Genomic DNA, 21,042 nt, shown 5'->3' with positions numbered 1-21,042 from the left:
TTAATTTTCATTGCATATCCATCCATAACCAAAATGTTTGGATAGGGTTAAATTCTTATATTCAATAGCCAATTCCCTCTCATTCCCATCCCCTCGATTTAGTTCTGTAACTTGCCATGCTAAAACTCTTGTTGGGCGATCCCAACGCTCGGAAGCTCAAAAAATACCAACCGTACATTACGGAAATTAATCTCTTGGAAGAAGAGATTAAAGTTCTGTCTGATGAAGATTTAAAAGGTAAAACAGCAGAGTTTAAACAGCGACTTGCCAAAGGCGAAACTTTAGATGATATCCTGCCAGAAGCCTTTGCTGTGGTAAGAGAGGCAGGACGGCGAGTCTTAGGGTTGCGGCACTTTGATGTTCAGCTTTTGGGTGGTGTCATTCTCCACTCTGGGCAAATCGCAGAAATGAAAACTGGTGAAGGTAAAACCCTAGTGGCTACCTTACCTAGTTATCTCAATGCTCTGACTGGTAAGGGTGTTCACGTAATTACTGTAAACGATTACCTGGCTCGTCGGGACGCGGAATGGATGGGACAGGTGCATCGTTTCCTGGGTTTGAGTGTGGGGCTAATTCAAGCCAGCATGACTCCCACAGAACGTAAGAAAAATTACGATTGTGATATTACTTACGTGACTAATAGTGAAGTGGGTTTTGACTACCTACGGGATAATATGGCTACCTCAATGGCTGAGGTGGTACAGCGTCCGTTTAACTATTGCGTAATTGACGAGGTAGATTCAATTCTCATTGATGAAGCGCGGACACCGCTAATTATTTCTGGTCAGGTAGAAAGACCTACGGAAAAATACATCCAAGCGGCGGAAATTGCTCTGACGCTGCAAAAAGATGAACATTACGAGGTTGATGAAAAAGCTCGTAACGTACTGCTGAGTGATGAAGGTTTCGCAGAAGCGGAAGAACTGTTAGGCGTAAAAGATTTATTTGACCCGGAAGACCCTTGGGCGCACTTTATTTTCAACGCTATTAAGGCTAAAGAACTTTTCCTCAAGGACGTTAACTATATCGTCCGCAATGGGGAAGTGGTAATTGTGGATGAATTTACCGGACGGGTGTTACCGGGAAGACGCTGGAGTGATGGTTTACACCAAGCAATTGAAGCGAAGGAACACGTAGATATTCAGCCAGAAACCCAAACTCTCGCGACAATTACCTATCAAAACTTGTTCTTATTGTATCCCAAGTTAGGGGGGATGACGGGAACGGCGAAGACGGAAGAAGCTGAGTTTGAAAAAATTTATAAGCTGGAAGTAACCATAATTCCTACCAACAGAGTCAGAAAACGGGAAGATATGTCTGACTTGGTATTTAAGAAAGAGGTAGGCAAATGGCAGGCGATCGCGCGAGAATGTGCGGAGATGCACGAACTCGGTAGACCTGTGCTTGTAGGTACTACCAGTGTGGAAAAATCCGAATACCTCAGTCAACTCCTAAGAGAACAAGGTATTCCCCACGAACTACTCAACGCCCGTCCCGAAAACGTGGAACGGGAAGCGGAAATTGTCGCCCAAGCCGGACGTAGGGGCGCTGTCACCATCGCCACCAACATGGCGGGACGGGGTACAGATATCATCCTGGGTGGTAACTCTGAATACATGGCGCGGTTGAAGTTGCGGGAATACTTGATGCCGCGCATTGTCCGCCCAGATGATGAAGATGTATTTGCTGTACAAAGGGCATCTGGTTTACCAGCAGGACATGGTGCAGGTCAAGGCTTTGTTCCAGGGAGAAAGGTAAAGACTTGGAAGGCTTCACCGGAAATATTCCCCACTCAACTGTCGAAGGAAGCAGAACAACTGTTAAAAGAAGCAGTCGATTTTGCGGTGCGGGAATATGGCGATCGCTCTTTACCAGAACTGGAAGCAGAAGATAAGATCGCAGTAGCAGCCGAAAAAGCCCCCACCGACGACCCAGTAATTCAGAAAATGCGTGATGCTTACAAGCGCATTAAGCAAGAGTATGAAGAATTTACCAGCAGCGAACATGATGAGGTAGTATCACGGGGTGGTTTACACGTAATTGGTACAGAACGCCATGAGTCACGGCGGATAGATAACCAGTTGCGGGGACGCGCCGGACGACAAGGCGACCCTGGTTCAACGAGATTTTTCCTCAGTTTAGAGGATAACTTACTGCGGATCTTTGGTGGCGATCGCGTCGCAGGTTTAATGGAAGCCTTCAATGTAGAAGATGATATGCCCATTGAGTCGGGGATGTTAACTCGCAGTTTGGAAGGCGCACAAAAGAAAGTTGAAACCTACTACTACGACATCCGTAAGCAAGTATTTGAGTACGACGAGGTAATGAATAACCAACGTCGCGCTATCTACGCCGAACGTCGCCGCGTACTTGAAGGTCAAGACCTGAAGGAACAGGTAATTAAATACGCTGAAAAAACGATGGATGAAATCGTTGACTACTACATTAACGCTGATTTGCCCTCGGAAGAATGGGAATTAGATAAGTTGGTGGATAAGGTCAAGGAGTTTGTCTATCTGTTATCGGATATGCAGGCGAGTCAATTAGAGGACATGGGTGTGAGTGAGATTAAGGCGTTCCTCCATGAACAGGTACGCATCGCTTACGACCTAAAGGAAGCTCAAATTGACCAAATTCAGCCGGGTTTGATGCGGCAAGCTGAACGTTTCTTTATCTTGCAGCGTATTGATACCCTGTGGCGGGAACACTTGCAACAGATGGATGCTTTGCGCGAGTCTGTAGGTTTGCGTGGTTATGGGCAGAAAGACCCGCTCATTGAGTATAAGAGTGAGGGTTATGAGTTGTTCTTGGATATGATGGTGAATATCCGTCGAGATGTGGTTTATTCGTTGTTCATGTTCCAGCCTCAGCCTCAGCCTGTGGTGCAAACTTCTTCTGAGATGGTGTAACTGAGTATCACAGATAATTATGTTTCACGCAAAGGCGCTAAAACGCAAAGTGTTTTTAGCGTCTTTGTTGTTTAACGCAGAGGGGCGCGGAGGGTTAATGAGTGGAAATAACCTGTCAACTGTCACCTGTCAACGATTATTTGAATTAATTTCATTCATTCTGTTGTTCTGCACGTCTCTCATTAAAGATTCAAAATCACTGTTGTTGTTGCCACCCCTACTTAACAATTTCTTGATTTCATTGATAATTGAACTCATATCCCTGGCTAACCATCTACCAAGGTTATTCACAAAGTTTTTCAACTTTTCAAACATCCCCAATTCAACAGTTAAATATTCATAACCACGGGGATAGACAACTTTACCCTTCTCGGTTTCAAAATATTCTCCCTCTGGCATAAACATTGACTTTAGCGGGCTTTCTTGCCTTGCCATGTCTACTTCTGGGCGTTTATTGCTGAGGAATAAAACATCATATACTTTGTTGTTCCAACTAGCCCAATAATGATTTTGGAAAAACCACCGTTTACCGTTATCACAATTGCGTTTTCTGCCTTGGTAAATAGTATCAGGTGCTTCACTTAAGAAAGGCTTCTTGATTTGTGCAATTGTGACATTTTGAATACCAAAATATTCTTGTGCTACTGTTTGAAAAGCTTCCGCCAATGTCCTACAATCACCTTCTCTGGTTCCTTTTAACAGAGTTATACCTTGTTTGTAAGTCATTGTGTATTTGAATGATATATTCTTAAAATTATTTAAGAGTTGGTCAAGAATTTTTTCCTGTGGTAAAGTCTCATCTATCCCTTGAACCAATTCTTTAGCTACTGCATAATTACTGAGGAATGTTTGTTTTGGGTCGGCGGCGCTGTTATTTGCTGCTTCCACATTGGCTTGTTGATTTTGGCTAGTTGTGCCTTGTTTTTGGATAGTTGTTTGATTAATTTGGTTAACTACGGTGGCTGCAACTTGATCTGCTTGCTGCTCGTATTTGTCCCCTGGTTGTGCGATCGCCAACTTTGGTTGCACAGTTGGTATTCTATCAGGATGATGCAGGGCGATTTTCTCCAGATTATGACCAAACCCAGCACTTTGTTGAACTCGTCTTTGCAGCACATCATTCATCTTGGCTTGTAGCAAAGTCAGTTGTGTCTGTCCCTCTGGGGTGATAGTGCCATGTTTAGCTTGAATTGATAATCTTGTCGCCTCAAGTTTGTGTTGTTGAAACTCTTGATTTTCCACTTCCGTTTGTGAAAGCGGCGTATTTGTCGGCTGTTGTGTTTTCTGCTTTAATGGCTGCGATTGAAACTGAGCCTCTTGTGACACAGTAGCGGATGAGTCACCCTTTTTGAGAATTTGCTGCCGTTGTTTCATCGCTAACCTCACAAATCAACAAGGTAATCAATTTGACACTCTCCTGACTACAAAAATTTCGCTATCGCTCATTTTTGTAAAAAGTCAGGAGATTCTTGGTTCCACGAGTCCACTTAGCCTAGACTCCTTGCGGTATCTAGGACTAGAGGTGGTTCTCTCCCCAAGCGTTAACTTCGGGTATGCCCTACCCTAGTTGCATGAGTGCAAAATTTGTTTGGTAGAGACGCGATTAATCGCTTCTGTACAATGCTGTTCGTCTAGTACCTGTGAATCTTTTACCTACTTCCAGGTGATACTAGAACTCTGAAGTAGAACCTCCTAGATTCAGTTGTCAAGGTTCAGCGTCTGCTTGTTAGGCAGCAAATGGGTTTTTATTGTGGTTGATTACCCTGCCACTATTGTCAATTTTACCATAAACACGGCAATTAAAATTGCCGTTCGCCTTACATCTCTGCTCTAAAGAGACAGAGTTTTGGGCTTCTCGTCTTAACTGATAAAATATTATCTCATCCAGCTATGGGAGGGATTAGTTAGACTTTAGTCTAGTCTTTTCCAACTCTACCCCAACTTCATATCTCGCGCCATAGTCGAGTTACCAACTTTGGGGAGGAAGTCGTTAAGTAATATTAATCTCCAGCAGGAATTGCTCTACTACTCTCATAGGAGCAATGACTCCCAGGCCCAACAGAAAGGACATTACCATCTGGAGTATAAAGCAACCAATGCTCATAATCTTGAGAGTAAATTGCAAACACTCTTAGTATTACCTGCTGTTCAAAGGTAAAAACCGCATCACAGGCAGGGGATAATAGTTCAATAGAATGCAAGGTTAGATTGTCTAAACGATGAACTGCCGTTTCCATCTGATCTCGTTCATCTCCAGAGGCTGCGAGAATTTTTTCATCTTCTTCTACTCGCCATGCACAGTTATAAAGCCATAAGTGCCATTCTCCATGAATTTTTTGATTCTCATCACTAGGTGGTAACGGTTGCCCAAATTCTAATGTGAGAAAGCTACCGCATCCTAGAGAAACACCCCAAGTTTTTTGTCCTAATAACGGATGTAATATTGCTTGAATTTCCTGATTATTCATTCTTTGTAAAGTATTCAGTTGAAACTGAGCCTCTTCTAAGACAGTAGCGGATGAGTCAGCCTTTTTGGAAATTTGCAGCCGTTGTTTTATCGCTAACCTTGCATTATACTTAGCACCCTACAAGTTACCCTGAGCAATTTCATTTAGCACAACATCAATTTTTTCCTTTAATTCCAGATTATCTGAGAGACTTTCTTTCATTTCTCTCAGTACTTCAACAGCCTCTGGGCTTCTTGTTTGACCTATTGACCAAAACAAATAAATTGTTTCAGCACAACTTAATTTTTTAGTTTTATACAACAAAACAAGAATTGGCAATGCGTCTTTATTACCCAGCCTTCCTAGTAGTTGAATAATATGTAAAAGTTTGGTAAATTCATTTAATCTCGATAATATTTTCGGTAACAGGTTAATCCCTGTTTTATGTGCAAATGCTGAAATCGCCTCAGAGGCAATTATACCAACTTCTTCTATATCTTGTATATCAAATTTAGTCTGACTCGGCCCCTCAACTAGCAGATTCAATAAAATATCCACATCATCAGCATCAATTTGTAGATACCATTGTTGTCTTTGTTTTTCAAACTCTTCGATAGAAATAAACGGACTCAAAGGACTAACATACTTTATTAAAGAAGCAACTATTTTTTCTTGTTTTGACATACTCATCTCTAATTAGCCGTAAAGATTCTTTTACAGGCTTGATAGTAGAAGTATTAAGTTTACCTGGAAGAACCATTCCCATTACTCGACTTGCAATCCAATTGGCTTTACGAAGATCGCCTGCGATCGCCCGTTAATCGAATGAGTCTTCCCACACAACTTTCAGTTAGGCATTTCCGCTCAACTTGATTCATTCTTGTGAATATTTTGTGAGTAATTTTCTAAATATCTTGTTGCCGTCTCCTGTACTCTGCCATGTCCATGCTCAGATGCTTTGCGAATCGTTGCTAGAGACACATCCTGATAGCTAGACGGAATACCAATATTAATTATTCCTAGTAAAGTTTGGTAAGTTAAATTTTCTTGATTGGTATCATTAACAACTCTGTCTAGAAGAGCAATTAAGTGTGGCAAGATGCGCGACTCGTAGCTCTTAGTTAATGCCCAAACTGCCATTGAGTCAGGTTCTAATGTCTCATCAATATAACGAATCAGTTCGTATACAGCAGTGTTTAGCTCGATTTGTGATAGGTTATGCCAGCGCTGGCGAAGATTCTAGCGTATATCTGAGCTTCACTTAGAGCTAGGTTTTGAGATGACTCTGGCTTAATTTCATAAAGGTGACGGCGCGAAGCGTTGAGAATATCTGGCTTCAAGTTAAGATCGCTTTGGGCTAAAGCAGAAATCTGAGGATTCAACCCCATCCTTCGGAAAGTATTTAAAATTGTCGATATTGTTATAAAGTTTGTAAATACAACATCTCCTGAATGATTAGCTAAGTATTGAGCGGCAATGCCCGAATGTGCTTCATTGCCTATGTAGAAAGGTATGGGTTGATTTTTCGGCGGATTCCAAGGCCCTGGTTGAAGAGGTATTTGTTGACGTTGTATATTGCCAGTCTGTTGGGCTATGGGAGTTATTGCTGCTACTGTAGGTTTGGTTTGCAGTTCTCCTGGTGCTATCTGCCGTTGTAGAGTATGCGCTGACATTGCCATGACTCGACGAGCAATTATGTCAGCTTCCTGCTCATACTTATCCCCTGGTTCTCCTACCGTCAGCTTTGCTTGGGGACGACGAAAAGATATGCGACTAATGTCTTGTCCACGGGGCTTTTCTTGGATGAGTTGTTGTTTTAAAGATAATTCATCAGCAGACTGTAATTCTTATTGTTGGCTTGATAGTTGATTATTTGTAGGCAAACCAAAGCCCCGCACAGGATTTGCTAGCGTGGGAGTTGAAGGCGAGACGAGCGATGGTTGGGAAACATCTGATGAGTTTGCTTTCTTGCATCCAAACTTATGTTCCCTCATTTCTCCCTCCATTCATAGCTGTAATGAAGCATATTTTGTCAGTTAATTTTACAGCTTGTTGGGGTGCGATCGCTCTCGACTAAAGTCTAAGTTTATGAACATTGGCGGCGATCGCTCATCTCTCCATTAATAGCCCAGACGGGGCTTATCTTTGTTTAGATGATTTTATAATTTGTTAGGCGGCGATCGCTATCGACTAAAGTCTAAGTTTACTCACATCGAGAGCGATCGCTTCTAGGGAAATACGCAATCTGTAGAATCGGCGATCGCTTGGTTAATTATCCTATTTGTTAGGCAACCTTTGGAGAATTTTTAGAGGATAGGCAAAAGCTTCTTTCCCCCCCCTAACATTCCTAACTCTCAAACCCAACCGCCAATTTCTGCTTCTGTCAAGGATTTCTCTAACTTGGCGTATTCTGTCCGCGCCGCCCGTAATAAGTGCTTCATCTGCACAGGTTCATCAGCATCAGCAGCAAGGAAAGCGGCATTTAAGGCTATGTTACGAATATTACCCCCTGCCACACTTAACTGTGCCAACTTCTTCGCATCTAAACCATCTGTCGGGGTATCAGCTGGGTAAACTCGTCGCCAAATTTCCGCACGTTGAGTTGCATCGGGGAAGGGAAACTGCACGACAAAACGAATACGTCGCTGGAAGGCTGTATCTATAGAACTCTTGAGGTTGGTTGTCATAATTGCCAAGCCTGGATAGCTTTCCATCCGTTGCAGCAGATAGCTAACTTCGATGTTGGCGTAACGGTCATGGCTATCTTTAACTTCGCTACGCTTACCAAATAAAGCGTCTGCTTCGTCAAATAATAGAATAACTCCGCCTTCTTCGGCAGCATCAAATACGCGACGTAGATTTTTCTCAGTTTCACCTATATATTTACTCACTACCGAGGACAAATCGATCCGGTAAAGGTCGAGGTGCAATTCCTGGGCTAACACTTCCGCCGCTAGGGTTTTCCCTGTACCGCTAGCCCCAGCAAATAAGGCGCTAATACCTAGCCCACGACTATTTTTCGCAGCAAATCCCCAATTTTGATACACAGTAGCACGTTGACGCACATGGGCGGCGATTTCTCGTAGCATTTCTGCTTGGGCTGGGGGTAATACTAAATCCTCCCAAGTGGATGTGGGGGGAATGCGTTGGGCTAGTTCATCTAGGTGAGGACGGGCTTGTTTACGACAAGCATCCCAGAGAATTTGACCGATATCTTGTTCCTGTCCTCCAGTTAATTGTCCTAAAACTTCTGCACAAGCCGCGCGGATGGTGTTAGGACTGAGGTTGAATTGGGTGGCTAATTTTTTCACTTGCCCATTTAATTGGGGTTGGATCTGGGCTAAACTACTTTGCCAGAGTAGGCTTTGTTCTTCGATGGTGGGTTTGTGAATATCAAAGCTGACTATGGGGCGTTGCTGTATTGGTATTCTTTCCCTGCTTGTGACAAAGGCTAAACCACTGATGCGTTCTAGAAAACGTCCAATGGTATGGGTACGGGTTAAATCTGCCATGTCAATTTTGTCACAGTCTACAAGTAAGGCACTGTTACTTAAAAATGACTCTCGCTCCCACACTCGCAGCAGGGTTTCCATCTCTGCGGGTGCAGATGGCACAACTTGAACGGGCATGATATGCAGCGCTACACCCACCATTTTACAAACTTTGGCGGCGATCGCTCGTTTACTCGTCGGCTCAATACCACATAACTGTAAAACTGGCAACTTGTTTGTTGGGGATGACTGCATCCAAACTGCTACTATTTGCTGGGCTAGTTGCTGTTGGGATGGGACTAATTCCCCAGCTTCTGGTAAAGGTTCGACAAGACCTGCTAATCTTTCATCAATATATTCTCCACCTATCAAATAGTGCAAGATTCTTTCATCAATCCGCAGGGGGCTAAGAGTTAACGCTCTACCCTCAGCCAATTCAATTAACCGCCAATACCGTAAGTTAGCATTAGGGGCGATCGCATCCCAATGGGGGTTAGGTAATGCTGCTAGGGCTAAACTTAGAGTAGGATAGGCCCTTTGTGTATCTCCCTGAGCTAAACCACATATATTCCCAAAGTCACCATAAAACTCCATACAGGCGCACATCAGCAGTACATCCCGCTCAAACTCGGTTAACTCGAATAGCTGACATAACCGCTCTAATAGGGGTGGTTTTGTCATAGCAGCCTTTGTATCTGCTAAAACTTGTTTTCTATTCTGTTGTTCTGGAGATTCAGATAACGACATTTTTTGCGCGTATCTTTCAATTGCATCGCGTACTACGCCTAAAGCTGCAGATAAGTAGCGCTCATTCTCCTCATACCAATGATGATTATTTGTTGTCCCATTCATGGAATTGTTACCTGTGGCGAATAGTATTCCCCTGTTTGATTCATTTCTAATTGACTGGCTACACCGTCTACCTGTACTCTGACAAGATAATTCCCCGGTTTAATATTGTTCACAACAATATTCATCACATCGGTATCTTCATCTGGTGACGGTACAACAATAGATTGTGCTAAATTATTTAGACTGGATATTTCATTAAGTAATAAAACTACTCGCTGGGTTTTCCCCAGTTTGGGATGAAACTTAACTGTGATTTCTACTGAGCGTAAATCTACGCTGCTATCTATTACTTGATGCAATGATACGGAAATTTTGGGATGTATAATCAAGGCGGCTACATTCGATGTGAGATTTTCTCTGTGTCCACCATTACCCATAGTTAAATGCACAACTTGTATAGCTTGCATTCCCGCAGACAAATCATCAGGTAACTTCAAGCTAATTTGTGTTTCTTTGATATCTTCAGGTACTAATAATTTTTCCCTGTTACCCAGTCGGATACGAGTAACATCACCACGTAAGCGTTTACCGCGAATAATTACGGTACTACCTGCAAAAATTAATGACTGTGTTTGTGTGGGTGTGGTAACTTGCTCAATAGTTGGTTCACTCCATCCTGTATAACCACCTTCTGATTGATTTGACTCATGGCTGTCTATTAACACCATCGAAGCTAAATAACTAGCTGAAGGTCGATAGTGAGTTTGTAAGGAAGACCAGATTTTAGAATTATCTTCCATGCTCAAAAATTCTGGCGAAAGCTTAATTTGCCCAATTTGTTCAGCTAACTTAGGTATAGACACGCCAGCTAAAGCTTGTGAAATCAAACTGGTAGTATTGCTTGTGGAGGCATTTTTTAAGGCATTTTCGATTAATTCTGAGGTGATAACGGTGGTTGTGTGCAGTAGTTGCATGGCATATCCTAGCAACAGTTCGGCTTGGAAATCTTTAGCGCCATAAGCGGTTAATAGATAGTGCAAGTCTAAAGCTAAGGGTGGATTGAGAGAACGCTGAGTTTTATTGGTTCGTGAGTGCTTGCTACGAAATTCTGGAGATACCCAGTCAACGTTGCGATTCTGCGTTACATGATACAGAAAAAAGTTGAGTTGCGATCGCTCATCAGTTCCCACTTTAATTAAGTCTGGTGGTAGGGCAGTAACCAACACATCACCCACACTAGCAGTAATAGAGTCATTGACTAAACCATTCTCTAGCAAGTCTTTCAGTACTGCTGTTACAGCAACTATAGAGAGCGCGTTACTCATCATCATCCCTCAGACACCTGCACAGATTAATCATAGGTTCCACCAAATTTTCTTCAGGCTTTTTGCTAAAAATTTAACATTCACTCTCCTAGCAACAACCGTAATTTTCTGATAAATTTATACTTAGACTTGCCAGTAATTAGTCCCAGGGTAGATCAAATTATAGATGGGAAAATGCGATCGCCAATCCTGCTCAAAAACACACCAGCACGCAAAAACACAGAGAAAAACTTAATTAGAGCAAATTGGATAACTTACTCTTGGTCAATCTCTCGGTAATTTTCTCAAGTAAAAATTTTGATTATTTATTAAATCTTCTTATCAAAACGATATATTTGGCTTGACTTAGGTAAAGATATGAGATGAAAATCAAATTCAGTGCAACTTAATTATATTAATCACTATCATATCAAGTATTGACGATTCAATATTTGTCATAATTATTATTTTTTCTGCTAACAACTTAAAATCTGAAATTAAACATAGGATGGCTGCCATCAGATGAACTCCCAACCTTCTTCAAATTATTGGCATGGGCGCTATGTAGGTGATAACCAGCGATACCGGATAGACAAACCATTAGCAGCCGGTGGTATGGGAGAAGTCTTATTAGCAACGGATACCCGTGTTGGGCAGCAGGTAGTATTGAAATTACTCAAAGATACGCTGGTAGCTTCCCAAGAGATGAGAAAGCGCTTTGAGCGAGAGGTAGCGATTTGTGCGGCTTTGCAAAGTGACCACATTGTGAGAATTAGTGATTGTGGAGTGACACCAGAGGGATATCCCTTTTATGTCATGGAATATTTGCGCGGTCAAACATTGCGACAATTGCTGCTGCGAGAACACCGCTTATCTGTAGAACGAACTGTCAAAATTATCTCGCAAGTTTGTCAGGGCTTGCAGTTGGCGCATCAAGGGGTGACGCTGCAAAAAGATGGTAGCAATGAACATATTCAAGTAGTCCATCGTGACCTCAAACCCGATAATATCTTCCTTGTACCTACAGATTTGGGAGAGTGGGTGAAGATTTTAGACTTTGGTGTAGCTAAAATCCGTAGTGACTCTTCCGACCAGACAAGTCTAACTAGTACATTTATCGGCACATTCCGCTACGCTGCACCTGAGCAGATCCAAAACAAGCAGAACCTAGACATCAGGGCAGATATTTATAGTTTAGGAATCATCCTGTATGAAATGTTAAGTGCCGCCGATCCCTTTGGCTTCAGTACGAAGGGTAATAATATTAGTGAAGCTTCCTGGGTTTTAGCTCATGCTTATGAACCACCGACACCATTGCGATCGCAACCCGGATGCGAGCAATTATCGCCCGAAATCGAAGCTGTAGTGCTAAAATGTCTACACAAAAACCCCAATAATCGCTTTGCATCGGTAGCAGAACTCAACCAAGCTTTGCAAGCAGCAAGCCTCGCTCCCACAGATAACACCAATGCACAGCCACAACCAAATCTTCCTCACCCCCAACCAAATTTCGGTCAGGAAACAGTTCCCCGACCAGTATATCCACAGGAACCAAACCAAGCTTACAATCAAGGGTTGAACAACGAAACAGTCCCTCGACCTGTGTATCCACAGGAACCAAACCAACCTGTCTATAATCAAGGGTTGAACAACGAAACAGTCCCTCGACCTGTGTATCCACAGGAACCAAACCAACCTGTTTATAATCAAGGGTTGAACAACGAAACAGTTCCTCGACCGCTACAACCAATTAACCCAGAAGAACCAGACGGAACGATGTTCCAAATGCGTCCTTCACCCAGTCCAGGGGGAAATCACGACACAGTTCCTCGACCGCTACAGCCAATTAACCCAGAGGAACCAGACGGGACAATGTTCCAAATGCGTCCTTCACCCAGTCCAGGGGGAAATCACGACACAGTTCCCCCACCGCTACAACCAACAGAACCAGAAGAACCCGACGGGACAATTTTCCAACTACGTCCTTCATCCAGTTCAGGGGGAAATCACGACACAGTTCCCCCACCGCTACAACCAATTAACCCAGAAGAACCAGACGGGACAATTTTCCAACTACGTCCTTCACCCAGTCCAGGGGGAAATCACGACACAGTTCCCCCACCTTTACAACCAACAGAACCAGAAGAACCCGACGGGACAATTTTCCAACTACGTCCTTCATCCGAGCAAAAATATCGTCAAAACCAAGTAAATTGGCAAAACAACAATCAGCCAACCAACGACTCGGACAATACTTTATATCAACCAAGACCTACTGATTCTCAAACTAGTAACAACACATCAGATAACACAATCTTTCAACCAAGGGCAAACAAAGAGGTGGAACCAAAAAATTCTCCCATGCTTGGGCGGAATCTATTGATTGGGTTAGCAGTTATCCTAGCTTTCTTTTTAGGAATGTTCATATTTTCCTTACAACCAAAGCCAAATTCTTCAGATTCGCCTACTGTACCGAACTCAAGGCAAAATTAAGGGCTGGGGAGATGGGGGAGCAGAGGAGCAACCCACCCCTAGCCCCTCCCAGGAGGGGAACCCAGCAGAGGAGAAAAACTAATTATCACTGTCAACTGTCAACTGACAACTGACAACTGACCTGACTTTTCACGTTATGTGGAAAAGCGCTCCGTCAGACCTAACCCCCCAGCCCCCTTCCCTACAAGGGAAGGGGGAGAAATCAAAGCCTCTCTCCTTGTTGGCTATCCATTACCCACATCTTTCTTTACAATCTTAAAACCCTTGCTTAGGAAGCATCTTGCCAACTCAGTTTTTCATGGGGCTTGACAAATTCGCACCTTATCTTCTCGCTAAAACCATGTTTTTATTGAGAATCAACAACGAACAAATCAGGGTTAGAAAAAACGTGAGTGAATACTCTCACAAATGTTGAGATAGATCCGGGTAATGGATAGCCTACAAGGGAAGGGGGAGAAATCAAAGCCTCTCTCCTTGTAGGAGAGAGGTTTGGAGAGAGGTCTTCCAGATCCCGTGAAAAGTCAGGACAACTGTCACCTGCCAAAATTATCGACAAAAGTCTAATTACCTTTAAACGGCTCATCCAATATTCTAGAGACATCTGGATTAGCTACCAGCCCACACTTTCATGCTTATCTTTGTTGTTCAAACATTAGCAGAAATTCTCGCTGGAGGAACCTCACTTAGCAGTACCGAGCAAATTGACTTTAATCATCCTAGTCATCGCCGGGAAGAGGGTGCAGGGCCGACTCTCAATTTGTATGTTTACGACTTACGTGAGAGTAAACAAATACAGCATTCTGGTAGACAAGTGGATCGCAAGTTGAACAATAGTCTACAACCTGCGACGGTCAATTGGTCGCCTAGTTGGTTTGATGTCTCTATATTATTAACAGCTTGGGATAGAACTGCTTTAGGTGAGCATCACTTGTTAACTGAAGCTTTGAATGTGCTGCTGCGTCATCGCTCTCTGCAAGAGGATTTTTTAGTTCCCGAATTGCGGGGTTATGGCAATTTGTCTATGACGGTTGCTCTTGACCCAGCGATTGAGATTGGCTCTTTATGGAGCGCGCTGAATGTACCTTTGCGTGCTGGCTTGTATCTGATGGTGACAATACCCTTCGAGCCACAGGCGACTCCTGTTCCACTGGTTACGGAAAGAATTTTCAATTTACAAAATCAATCTCATCCTCATGGTAATGGCTCAGTTGCTACCAAACGAGTAGCGATCGCCGGAATTGTGAAAAGTGCGGTAGCTAATCAGCCTTTAGTCGATGCAAAAATTGCTGTCTTAAGGACTGAAAAATCTGTAGTCAGCAATGATGAGGGAATTTTCTTTTTTGAAGACTTGCGTATAGGCAATTATGTTTTAACAGTCAATTGTCCAGGCTATTTACCTGTGAATGTCAATGTCTTGGTTGATAGCCCAAGTTATACCTTCAAAGAAATCTTACTAACTCCTGAATAAATTTAGGTTGCTTTTATGGCTAGACTTGATTACTTTGCCCCTGGTGTCTATATTGAAGAAATTGACCGTGGGAGCCGACCAATTGAAGGTGTGAGTACGGCGATCGCTGGTTTTGTCGGTTTTACAGAAGATATTCGTGATGGGGCTGAGTTATTCAAGCCCATGTTAGTCACCAATTGGACGCAATATCTCAACTATTTTGCTCGTCCTAATTCCGATGGCTTCACCGACTTTAACGCCTACTTACCTTTCGCTGTCTATGGCTACTTTATGAATGGTGGTGGTCGTTGTTGGGTGACTAGCATTGGTACTCAGTTACCAGGCGCACCCAAGCCACCAACCCCAGAACCCGCCACCTTAAGAATTAATGGTAGAGGCAATCGTCCAGCTCTGCGCTTGTCCTTACGCCCTGAACAAGCAGCCGGTGGCGCAATCAATGTATTGGTTATTGATGGAGGCCCTCGTGCTTTACCAGAAGGGACAGAAGGAGATGCTCCTCCGAATACTGGTGAGTATTTTACTGTGCAGATTCGCCGTGGTGATGAAATTCTCGAACAGTACGAGAACTTAACCATGAACCGTGAAGCGCCCGCCGCAATTTCCACTTATGCAGTCGCAGCTTTGAGAAACTCTATGTATGTGATTGCAGAAGACATTTCTCAAAGTGGACAGCCTCTATCTCGCCGTCCGACAAATGGACAATACGAACTAGCGCCGCCAATTGTCCCCGCTTCAGTTGATAGATTGTACAGCGATTTGGAAGGGGTACGCGACGATCGCACAGGGGTAAGAGGGATTTTTGAGATTGATGAAATCACCATGCTGGCTTGTCCTGACTTAATGCGAGCATATCAGGCACAAGTTTTAAATATTGATCAAGTCCACGGCATCATGGAACTGATGATCAGTATGTGCGAAGGTTCAGCCAGTGGTGATATTCCTAATCCACCTAATCGTATGGTGTTACTTGATGCACCTCCAGAATGTGCCAAACCTCAACAGGTAGTGGAATGGTTGAATAGATTTAACCGCCGTTCCATGTTTGCCGCTTTGTATTATCCTTGGATCAAAGTTGCCAATCCACGCGATCGCGGTAATCCCATTCTCATTCCTCCCTGCGGTCACATGATGGGAGTTTGGGCGCGTACCGATGAAACCAGAGGCGTTTATAAAGCCCCCGCCAACGAAGTACCCAGAGGCGTAATTGGTTTAGGTTATGAAACCAACTTCCGCGAACAAGAACTATTAAACCCCTTGGGAATTAACTGTATTCGCACCTTCCCCAATCGTGGTATCCGCATCTGGGGCGCTAGAACCCTCGTTGAACCAGATAAAACCGAGTGGCGTTATATCAGTGTTCGCCGTTTGATTAGTTATATTGAAAAATCCATTGAACTAGGTACTCAATGGGTAGTATTTGAACCCAACGACGAAGATTTATGGGCGCGTGTGAGACGCACCGTCAGCAACTTCCTAGAAAGAATCTGGCGCGAAGGTGCATTGTTTGGAGCTACGCCACAGCAAGCATTCTACGTCAAGTGTGACGAAGAACTCAACCCACCAGAAACCAGAATTTTAGGTCGTTTATATATTGAGATTGGAGTTTGTCCTGTCAGACCTGCGGAATTTGTCATCTTCCGCGTCAGCCAGTGGAACGGCATCGAAGATGAACAGTAACAGCATACCCCAGGGCGAACGTACTTTATACCACTTATTGCACAGGAGTTTAAACCAGTATGGCAGGAGAATTTTTAACGGCGTGTAAATTTTACTTTGAAGCCGATGGAATCACTGATAAATTCATCAAAGAAATTAGTGGTCTAGGGGTTGAAAGTACGCCAGCGCAGGATGTTCACGGTTCATCTAAGTCTGGTAAAATTATGCGGCAGGCGACACCAACAGTTGTGAAATTTACAAATATTACACTGAAGGTTATAGCTACTGATGATATAGACCTGTACCAATGGTATCAAAAATGTAACGAAGACATGGGCGACCCCAGACAGTGGTCGCAGAACCGTAAAACTGGTTCAGTAGTTGCTTACGACCAGCAAGGCAGTGAAAAAGCAAGATGGAACATAGTCAATTGTTATCCCTGTAAATATACTGGCCCTACCTTAACTGCATCTGGTGGAGATATGGCTAATGAAACTATTGAATTAGTTCACGAAGGCGTTAAACGTGTCAAATAATTTAGTCATTAGTCATTAGTCAACAGTTGATAGTTTTTCTCCCTTTCCCCTCCTGGGAGGGGCTAGGGGTGGGTTTCTCCCTCATCTCCTCCCAGTCCCCAGTCCCTCACCCCTCGCTAAAACCGTGCCAAAAACAGCAGGTCAAGTTCCCGAAATTCTGACAGCCCATAAGTTCTATTTAGCGTTGACACTAGATGGTCAGCAAGATAATGTAGATGGGTTTTTCTTGGAATGTCAAGGCTTTAAAAGAACTCAAGATGCGATCGAAATTGCTGAAGTCACCTCAAATAAATGGGGTAAATCAGACAAAGGTCAAGTCGTCAGAACCAAAATTCCCGGAAATGTGAAAAGTGGTAATATCACTCTCAAGAGAGGTATGACCAATTCTCAAACTATCTGGAAATGGTTTGAAGCCGTTCAAGAAGGCAAATGGGCTGAACAACGCAAAAATGCCTCTTTGAGTATCTATGACCAAGCAGGCGTAGAACAAGCAAGGTTTGAATTAGCTGGTGCTTGGCCTGCTAGTTATAAAATTGCCGATGTCAATGCTCGTAGTAGCGACCTAGAAATCGAAGAAGTCGAAGTTGCTTTCGAGGAATTTAAGAGGGTGAAATAGTCAGTTATCAGTTATCAGTTATCAGTTATCAGTTATCAGTTGACAGATGACAGGTGACAGGTGACAGGTGACAGGTGACAGGTGACAGTTGTTAATTATTTCTCTCTCATCTCCCCTTTCCCCTTTCCCCCTTCCCCACCTATGTTCCCTACCGAGTTTGAATTTACCCTCCCTAAAGGTTATCTTGACTCAGAAGGTAATCTGCACCGCCAAGGTGTTATGCGGTTATCAACAGCTATAGATGAAATAGCGCCTTTGCGTGATCCTCGTGTGAAGGCGAATCCGGCTTATGCTACGATTATTATTTTGTCGCGTGTGATTACTCGCTTAGGTGCTTTATCGGAAGTGAGTCCGGCGATCGCAGAAAACTTTTTCGCCCAAGATTTAAACTATCTCCAAGACTTTTACCGTCATATCAATGGCTTGGATGGTGAAACTTCCTCACCACAGGAAAAAGGAACTTCCCCTGAACCAATCCTACAACGTTCGAGTTCGTAGTGTTCGCGCAGCGTCTCGTAGAGAGGACTTTAGTCCTTACTACAAACCTTATACCTCTGATATCTATGAATTTTGCCACCCAAGCTATCTATGTCTCGTAAACAAGATCATCTCTGCACCGAATTTGACTTTACTCTTCCGCGAGGTTTGATTGATAGCCAAAACCGCGTACATCGTCAAGGCAAAATGCGTTTAGCCACCGCCAAAGATGAAATTTTGGTACAACAAGAACGCAAAGTAAAAGAAACCCCCGCTTACGGTGCTTTGGTCATGTTATCCCGTGTCATCACACGTTTAGGGAGTTTCAACACTGTTAGCCCCGATGTTCTCGAAGGATTGCTATTACATGACATTGCCTATTTAAGGGAATTCTTCAATCGCATTAACCAGCAAGGTGATACACATATTCCCGCCCAATGTCCTCACTGTAATACTCAATTTTCTGTGGAGCTAGAACTAGCGGGGGAGTCATAAGCTACCCCTCTGATACTTTATATGAGGAGGTAGCTTTTATTGCTTATCATTTTCATTGGTCACAAGATGATATTTTAAATTTAGAACACAGTTACCGCCAGCGATGGGTAACAGAAATTAATAAAATTAACCAAAAATTAATATGAAAGTCAAAATCAAATATTTACCCACACAAAATGAGGTAAATGAACTCGATTTACTAGTAGCAACTACACTCAAAGGAGAATGTGTCATAGGTCGCTCTCCTGATTGCGATTTACCTTTAGACAGTCCAGATGTCAGCCGCGTACATGGTAAGTTTTTTGTCCAGAGTAGTAGTTACTATTACTGCGACACTGGTAGTAGAAATGGTTCAATCATCAACAACAATTTAGCTGAAAAAAATCAGCCATATATTTTAAAGCATGGGGATTCTATCCAAATCGGAGATTACATTCTGACGATGGAAGATATGACACCTGCGGCTGAACAATTACCAGAAACAGTATTTAGGGTGATAGATCCGGCTCTGTTTTCTAGACCGATATCAGATAATCTGAATGTTAGCAGCAATAATCAAGTACCAGAGGTAGTTGGTGAATCTCCAGCAGAAGTTATCAGCCAAACGCCAGAGGAAGTTGCAGTTGCAGCATCAGACAATTCTGAACTATATGATGCTGTATTTTCAGAAGAACAAGCAGTAATTACTGCGTCTGCAAGTCCTATTGCAGACGCAAGAACTTTTGTACAACCACAAGATATTGCAACCGAAGAACCGGAGATAAGTGAAAGTCAGGAAAATGTAGATTTAGGTTTTGCAATTGCGGAAGAAAGAACCTTTGTACAGCCTCGTGATCTCATCCAAACATCGTCATCAATCGATGATTTGTCTACAAGTGATGATAGTCAAGATGTAGATTTAAGTACACCTATATTACAAGAATACACCACTGTACAACCAAGGGACATAGACATTCAGCCATCATTAACTATTAGTGCTGAAGATGTAGATTTATCTACACCTATATTACAAGAATACACCACTGTACAGCCTCGTGATATAGCGATTCCATCATCCTTAATTGATAGTGAAGACAATGTGGATGTAGGAATATCTGATGATGGTAATGTAGAAACCTCAGAACCAGAAGCTGCTATTTCTACAGAAGAAGTCGGTGAAGAAGTTATCACAGCCGATGTTAGTTCTGACGCAGAAACCTCAGAACCAGAAGCTGCTATTTCTACAGAAGAAGCAGAAGAGGAAGCTATCACAGCCGATGTTAGTTCTAATGTAGAAACCTCAGAACCAGAAGCAACTATTTCTACAGAAGAAGTCGGTGAAGAAGTCATCACAGCCGATGTTAGTTCTAATGTAGAAACTTCAGAACCAGAAGCAACTATTTCTACAGAAGAAGTCGGTGAAGAAGTCATCACAGCCGATGTTAGTTCTAATGTAGAAACTTCAGAACCAGAAGCAACTATTTCTACAGAAGAAGTCGGTGAAGAAGTCATCACAGCCGATGTTAGTTCTAATGTAGAAACTTCAGAACCAGAAGCGACAATTTCTACAGAAGAAGTCGGTGAAGAAGTCATCACAGCCGATGTTACTGAGGCAGAAACTTTAGCACCAGAAGCTGCTATTTCTACAGAAGAAATCGGTGAGGAAGCTATCACAACAGATGTTAGTTCTGAGGTAGAAACTTTAGCACCAGAAGCCGCTATTGCTACAGAAGAAGTAAGTGATACACCTGAATTAGTTGAGCAAACACCAGAAGAAGTTGCAGAAACTGAAGAAGTCCAGACTGTTGAAAATTTAGAAGCAGATACTCTAAGCGAACCAAGTCAGATGATACAAAAAAATATAGTGCTTATTGCTCACGAAAGCAAAAAATCAGAACTAGCAGAGTTGGTTGCTCAGAATCAAGAATTTTTCTCTCAAAGTCTGACACTTAGCTGGCCATCTGTTAGCGAAGTTTTAAAGCAACAGGCTGGTATTACTGTTAGTGAAGAAATTCCCTCACCAACATCTGGAGGATATCAAAAGATTAATTTGCTGCTAAATTCTGGAGATGTGTCCGCAGTGATTTTCTTAAGAGATTTTCTCACACCTGCGCCTAGTCCAACCAATGAAGAAACTCTGTTGAGAATATGTAATATCAATCAGGTGTTAGTAGCGACTAATTTGAAAACAGCAGAGGCAATTGTACATTATCTAAAACACACCGCAGAGTAAGAATATTAACTCATCAAGAAACACAAGGGTGTAAGGGTGTAGGGGTATAGGGGAAGAAAAAAAGTGTTCCTTCTACAGCGAATTGCTGGTCAATGAGGTACAGATATAAATTGTAAAATTATTGTGGGGTGGGCATCTTGCCCGCC

Annotated in this window: 20 protein-coding genes; 11 read left to right on the top strand and 9 right to left on the bottom strand. The window is 42.9% G+C overall.

The genetic code is table 11. The features are described 5' to 3' along the window. The first annotated feature begins 116 nt into the window (after positions 1-116). Positions 117-2,909 carry a preprotein translocase subunit SecA gene (gene secA, locus H6G83_RS29725; RefSeq protein ID WP_190478822.1) on the top strand — a complete coding sequence of 931 codons (2,793 nt, stop codon included), beginning with the start codon at positions 117-119 and terminating at the stop codon, positions 2,907-2,909. Between the two features lie 129 nt (positions 2,910-3,038). Here secA and H6G83_RS29720 read toward each other — a convergent pair whose 3' ends face one another. The 3 genes from H6G83_RS29720 to H6G83_RS29710 form a co-directional block, all read right to left on the bottom strand. Then, positions 3,039-4,283, bottom strand: a complete 1,245-nt coding sequence (locus H6G83_RS29720) for a hypothetical protein (protein WP_190478819.1) — start codon at positions 4,281-4,283, stop codon at positions 3,039-3,041. Positions 4,284-4,909: 626 nt separating this feature from the next. Beyond that, positions 4,910-5,377: a hypothetical protein gene (locus tag H6G83_RS29715; protein WP_190478817.1), complete on the bottom strand. Its 468-nt coding sequence runs from the start codon at positions 5,375-5,377 to the stop codon at positions 4,910-4,912. A gap of 117 nt (positions 5,378-5,494) precedes the next feature. Beyond that, positions 5,495-6,040: a HEAT repeat domain-containing protein gene (locus H6G83_RS29710; protein WP_190478816.1), complete on the bottom strand. Its 546-nt coding sequence runs from the start codon at positions 6,038-6,040 to the stop codon at positions 5,495-5,497. On the opposite strand from H6G83_RS29710, the gene H6G83_RS29705 reads away from it, so the two are divergent. Then, the gene (locus H6G83_RS29705) at positions 6,034-6,177 is read left to right on the top strand and encodes a hypothetical protein (protein ID WP_190478814.1); all 144 of its coding nucleotides are present in this window, start codon (positions 6,034-6,036) and stop codon (positions 6,175-6,177) included. The genes H6G83_RS29710 and H6G83_RS29705 overlap by 7 nt on opposite strands. Positions 6,178-6,220: 43 nt before the next feature. On the opposite strand, the gene H6G83_RS29700 is transcribed toward H6G83_RS29705, so the two are convergent. The 5 genes from H6G83_RS29700 to H6G83_RS29680 form a co-directional block, all read right to left on the bottom strand. Then, positions 6,221-6,496 carry a hypothetical protein gene (locus tag H6G83_RS29700; protein WP_190478812.1) on the bottom strand — a complete coding sequence of 92 codons (276 nt, stop codon included), beginning with the start codon at positions 6,494-6,496 and terminating at the stop codon, positions 6,221-6,223. 56 nt (positions 6,497-6,552) lie between these two features. After that, a complete protein-coding gene (locus tag H6G83_RS29695; protein ID WP_190478810.1) occupies positions 6,553-7,029 on the bottom strand; it encodes a hypothetical protein in 477 nt (158 codons plus the stop codon). 174 nt (positions 7,030-7,203) lie between these two features. Then, positions 7,204-7,350, bottom strand: a complete 147-nt coding sequence (locus H6G83_RS29690; protein ID WP_190478808.1) for a hypothetical protein — start codon at positions 7,348-7,350, stop codon at positions 7,204-7,206. A 360-nt stretch (positions 7,351-7,710) separates the two neighbouring features. Beyond that, positions 7,711-9,699 carry an ATP-binding protein gene (locus H6G83_RS29685; protein WP_190478805.1) on the bottom strand — a complete coding sequence of 663 codons (1,989 nt, stop codon included), beginning with the start codon at positions 9,697-9,699 and terminating at the stop codon, positions 7,711-7,713. Further along, the gene (locus H6G83_RS29680; RefSeq protein ID WP_190478803.1) at positions 9,696-10,964 is read right to left on the bottom strand and encodes a DUF4255 domain-containing protein; all 1,269 of its coding nucleotides are present in this window, start codon (positions 10,962-10,964) and stop codon (positions 9,696-9,698) included. The genes H6G83_RS29685 and H6G83_RS29680 overlap by 4 nt, the downstream gene beginning before the upstream one ends. 501 nt (positions 10,965-11,465) lie before the next feature. On the opposite strand from H6G83_RS29680, the gene H6G83_RS29675 reads away from it, so the two are divergent. Beyond that, positions 11,466-13,436, top strand: a complete 1,971-nt coding sequence (locus tag H6G83_RS29675; RefSeq protein ID WP_190478801.1) for a serine/threonine protein kinase — start codon at positions 11,466-11,468, stop codon at positions 13,434-13,436. A gap of 346 nt (positions 13,437-13,782) precedes the next feature. Here H6G83_RS29675 and H6G83_RS29670 read toward each other — a convergent pair whose 3' ends face one another. After that, a complete protein-coding gene (locus H6G83_RS29670) occupies positions 13,783-14,037 on the bottom strand; it encodes a hypothetical protein (RefSeq protein WP_190478800.1) in 255 nt (84 codons plus the stop codon). 27 nt (positions 14,038-14,064) lie between these two features. Here H6G83_RS29670 and H6G83_RS29665 point away from each other — a divergent pair, with 27 nt between their 5' ends. The 8 genes from H6G83_RS29665 to H6G83_RS29635 all read left to right on the top strand — a co-directional run bounded on the left by H6G83_RS29665 (position 14,065) and on the right by H6G83_RS29635 (position 20,896). Then, positions 14,065-14,904, top strand: coding sequence for a Pvc16 family protein (locus H6G83_RS29665; protein ID WP_190478797.1), 840 nt, complete (start codon positions 14,065-14,067; stop codon positions 14,902-14,904). Between the two features lie 15 nt (positions 14,905-14,919). Beyond that, entirely contained in the window at positions 14,920-16,581 is a 1,662-nt protein-coding gene (locus H6G83_RS29660; RefSeq protein ID WP_190478795.1) for a phage tail sheath family protein, read from the top strand. Positions 16,582-16,640: 59 nt separating this feature from the next. Continuing rightward, positions 16,641-17,096, top strand: a complete 456-nt coding sequence (locus tag H6G83_RS29655; RefSeq protein WP_190478793.1) for a phage tail protein — start codon at positions 16,641-16,643, stop codon at positions 17,094-17,096. 124 nt (positions 17,097-17,220) lie between these two features. After that, a complete protein-coding gene (locus H6G83_RS29650; protein WP_190478791.1) occupies positions 17,221-17,712 on the top strand; it encodes a phage tail protein in 492 nt (163 codons plus the stop codon). 141 nt (positions 17,713-17,853) lie between these two features. Beyond that, positions 17,854-18,210: a hypothetical protein gene (locus tag H6G83_RS29645; RefSeq protein ID WP_190478840.1), complete on the top strand. Its 357-nt coding sequence runs from the start codon at positions 17,854-17,856 to the stop codon at positions 18,208-18,210. 90 nt (positions 18,211-18,300) lie between these two features. Then, positions 18,301-18,684, top strand: a complete 384-nt coding sequence (locus H6G83_RS29640; protein ID WP_190478789.1) for a phage tail assembly protein — start codon at positions 18,301-18,303, stop codon at positions 18,682-18,684. Then, the gene (locus H6G83_RS36305; protein ID WP_313937384.1) at positions 18,648-18,830 is read left to right on the top strand and encodes a DUF6760 family protein; all 183 of its coding nucleotides are present in this window, start codon (positions 18,648-18,650) and stop codon (positions 18,828-18,830) included. The genes H6G83_RS29640 and H6G83_RS36305 overlap by 37 nt, the downstream gene beginning before the upstream one ends. Next, positions 18,827-20,896, top strand: coding sequence for an FHA domain-containing protein (locus H6G83_RS29635; RefSeq protein ID WP_190478787.1), 2,070 nt, complete (start codon positions 18,827-18,829; stop codon positions 20,894-20,896). The genes H6G83_RS36305 and H6G83_RS29635 overlap by 4 nt, the downstream gene beginning before the upstream one ends. The last annotated feature ends 146 nt before the right edge of the window (positions 20,897-21,042 follow it).

The organism is Anabaena azotica FACHB-119 (genome assembly GCF_014697625.1).
GTDB lineage: Bacteria > Cyanobacteriota > Cyanobacteriia > Cyanobacteriales > Nostocaceae > Trichormus > Trichormus azoticus_A.
Note: the sequence above shows the minus strand (reverse complement) of the source record. Positions and strands in the feature narration are given on the sequence as shown.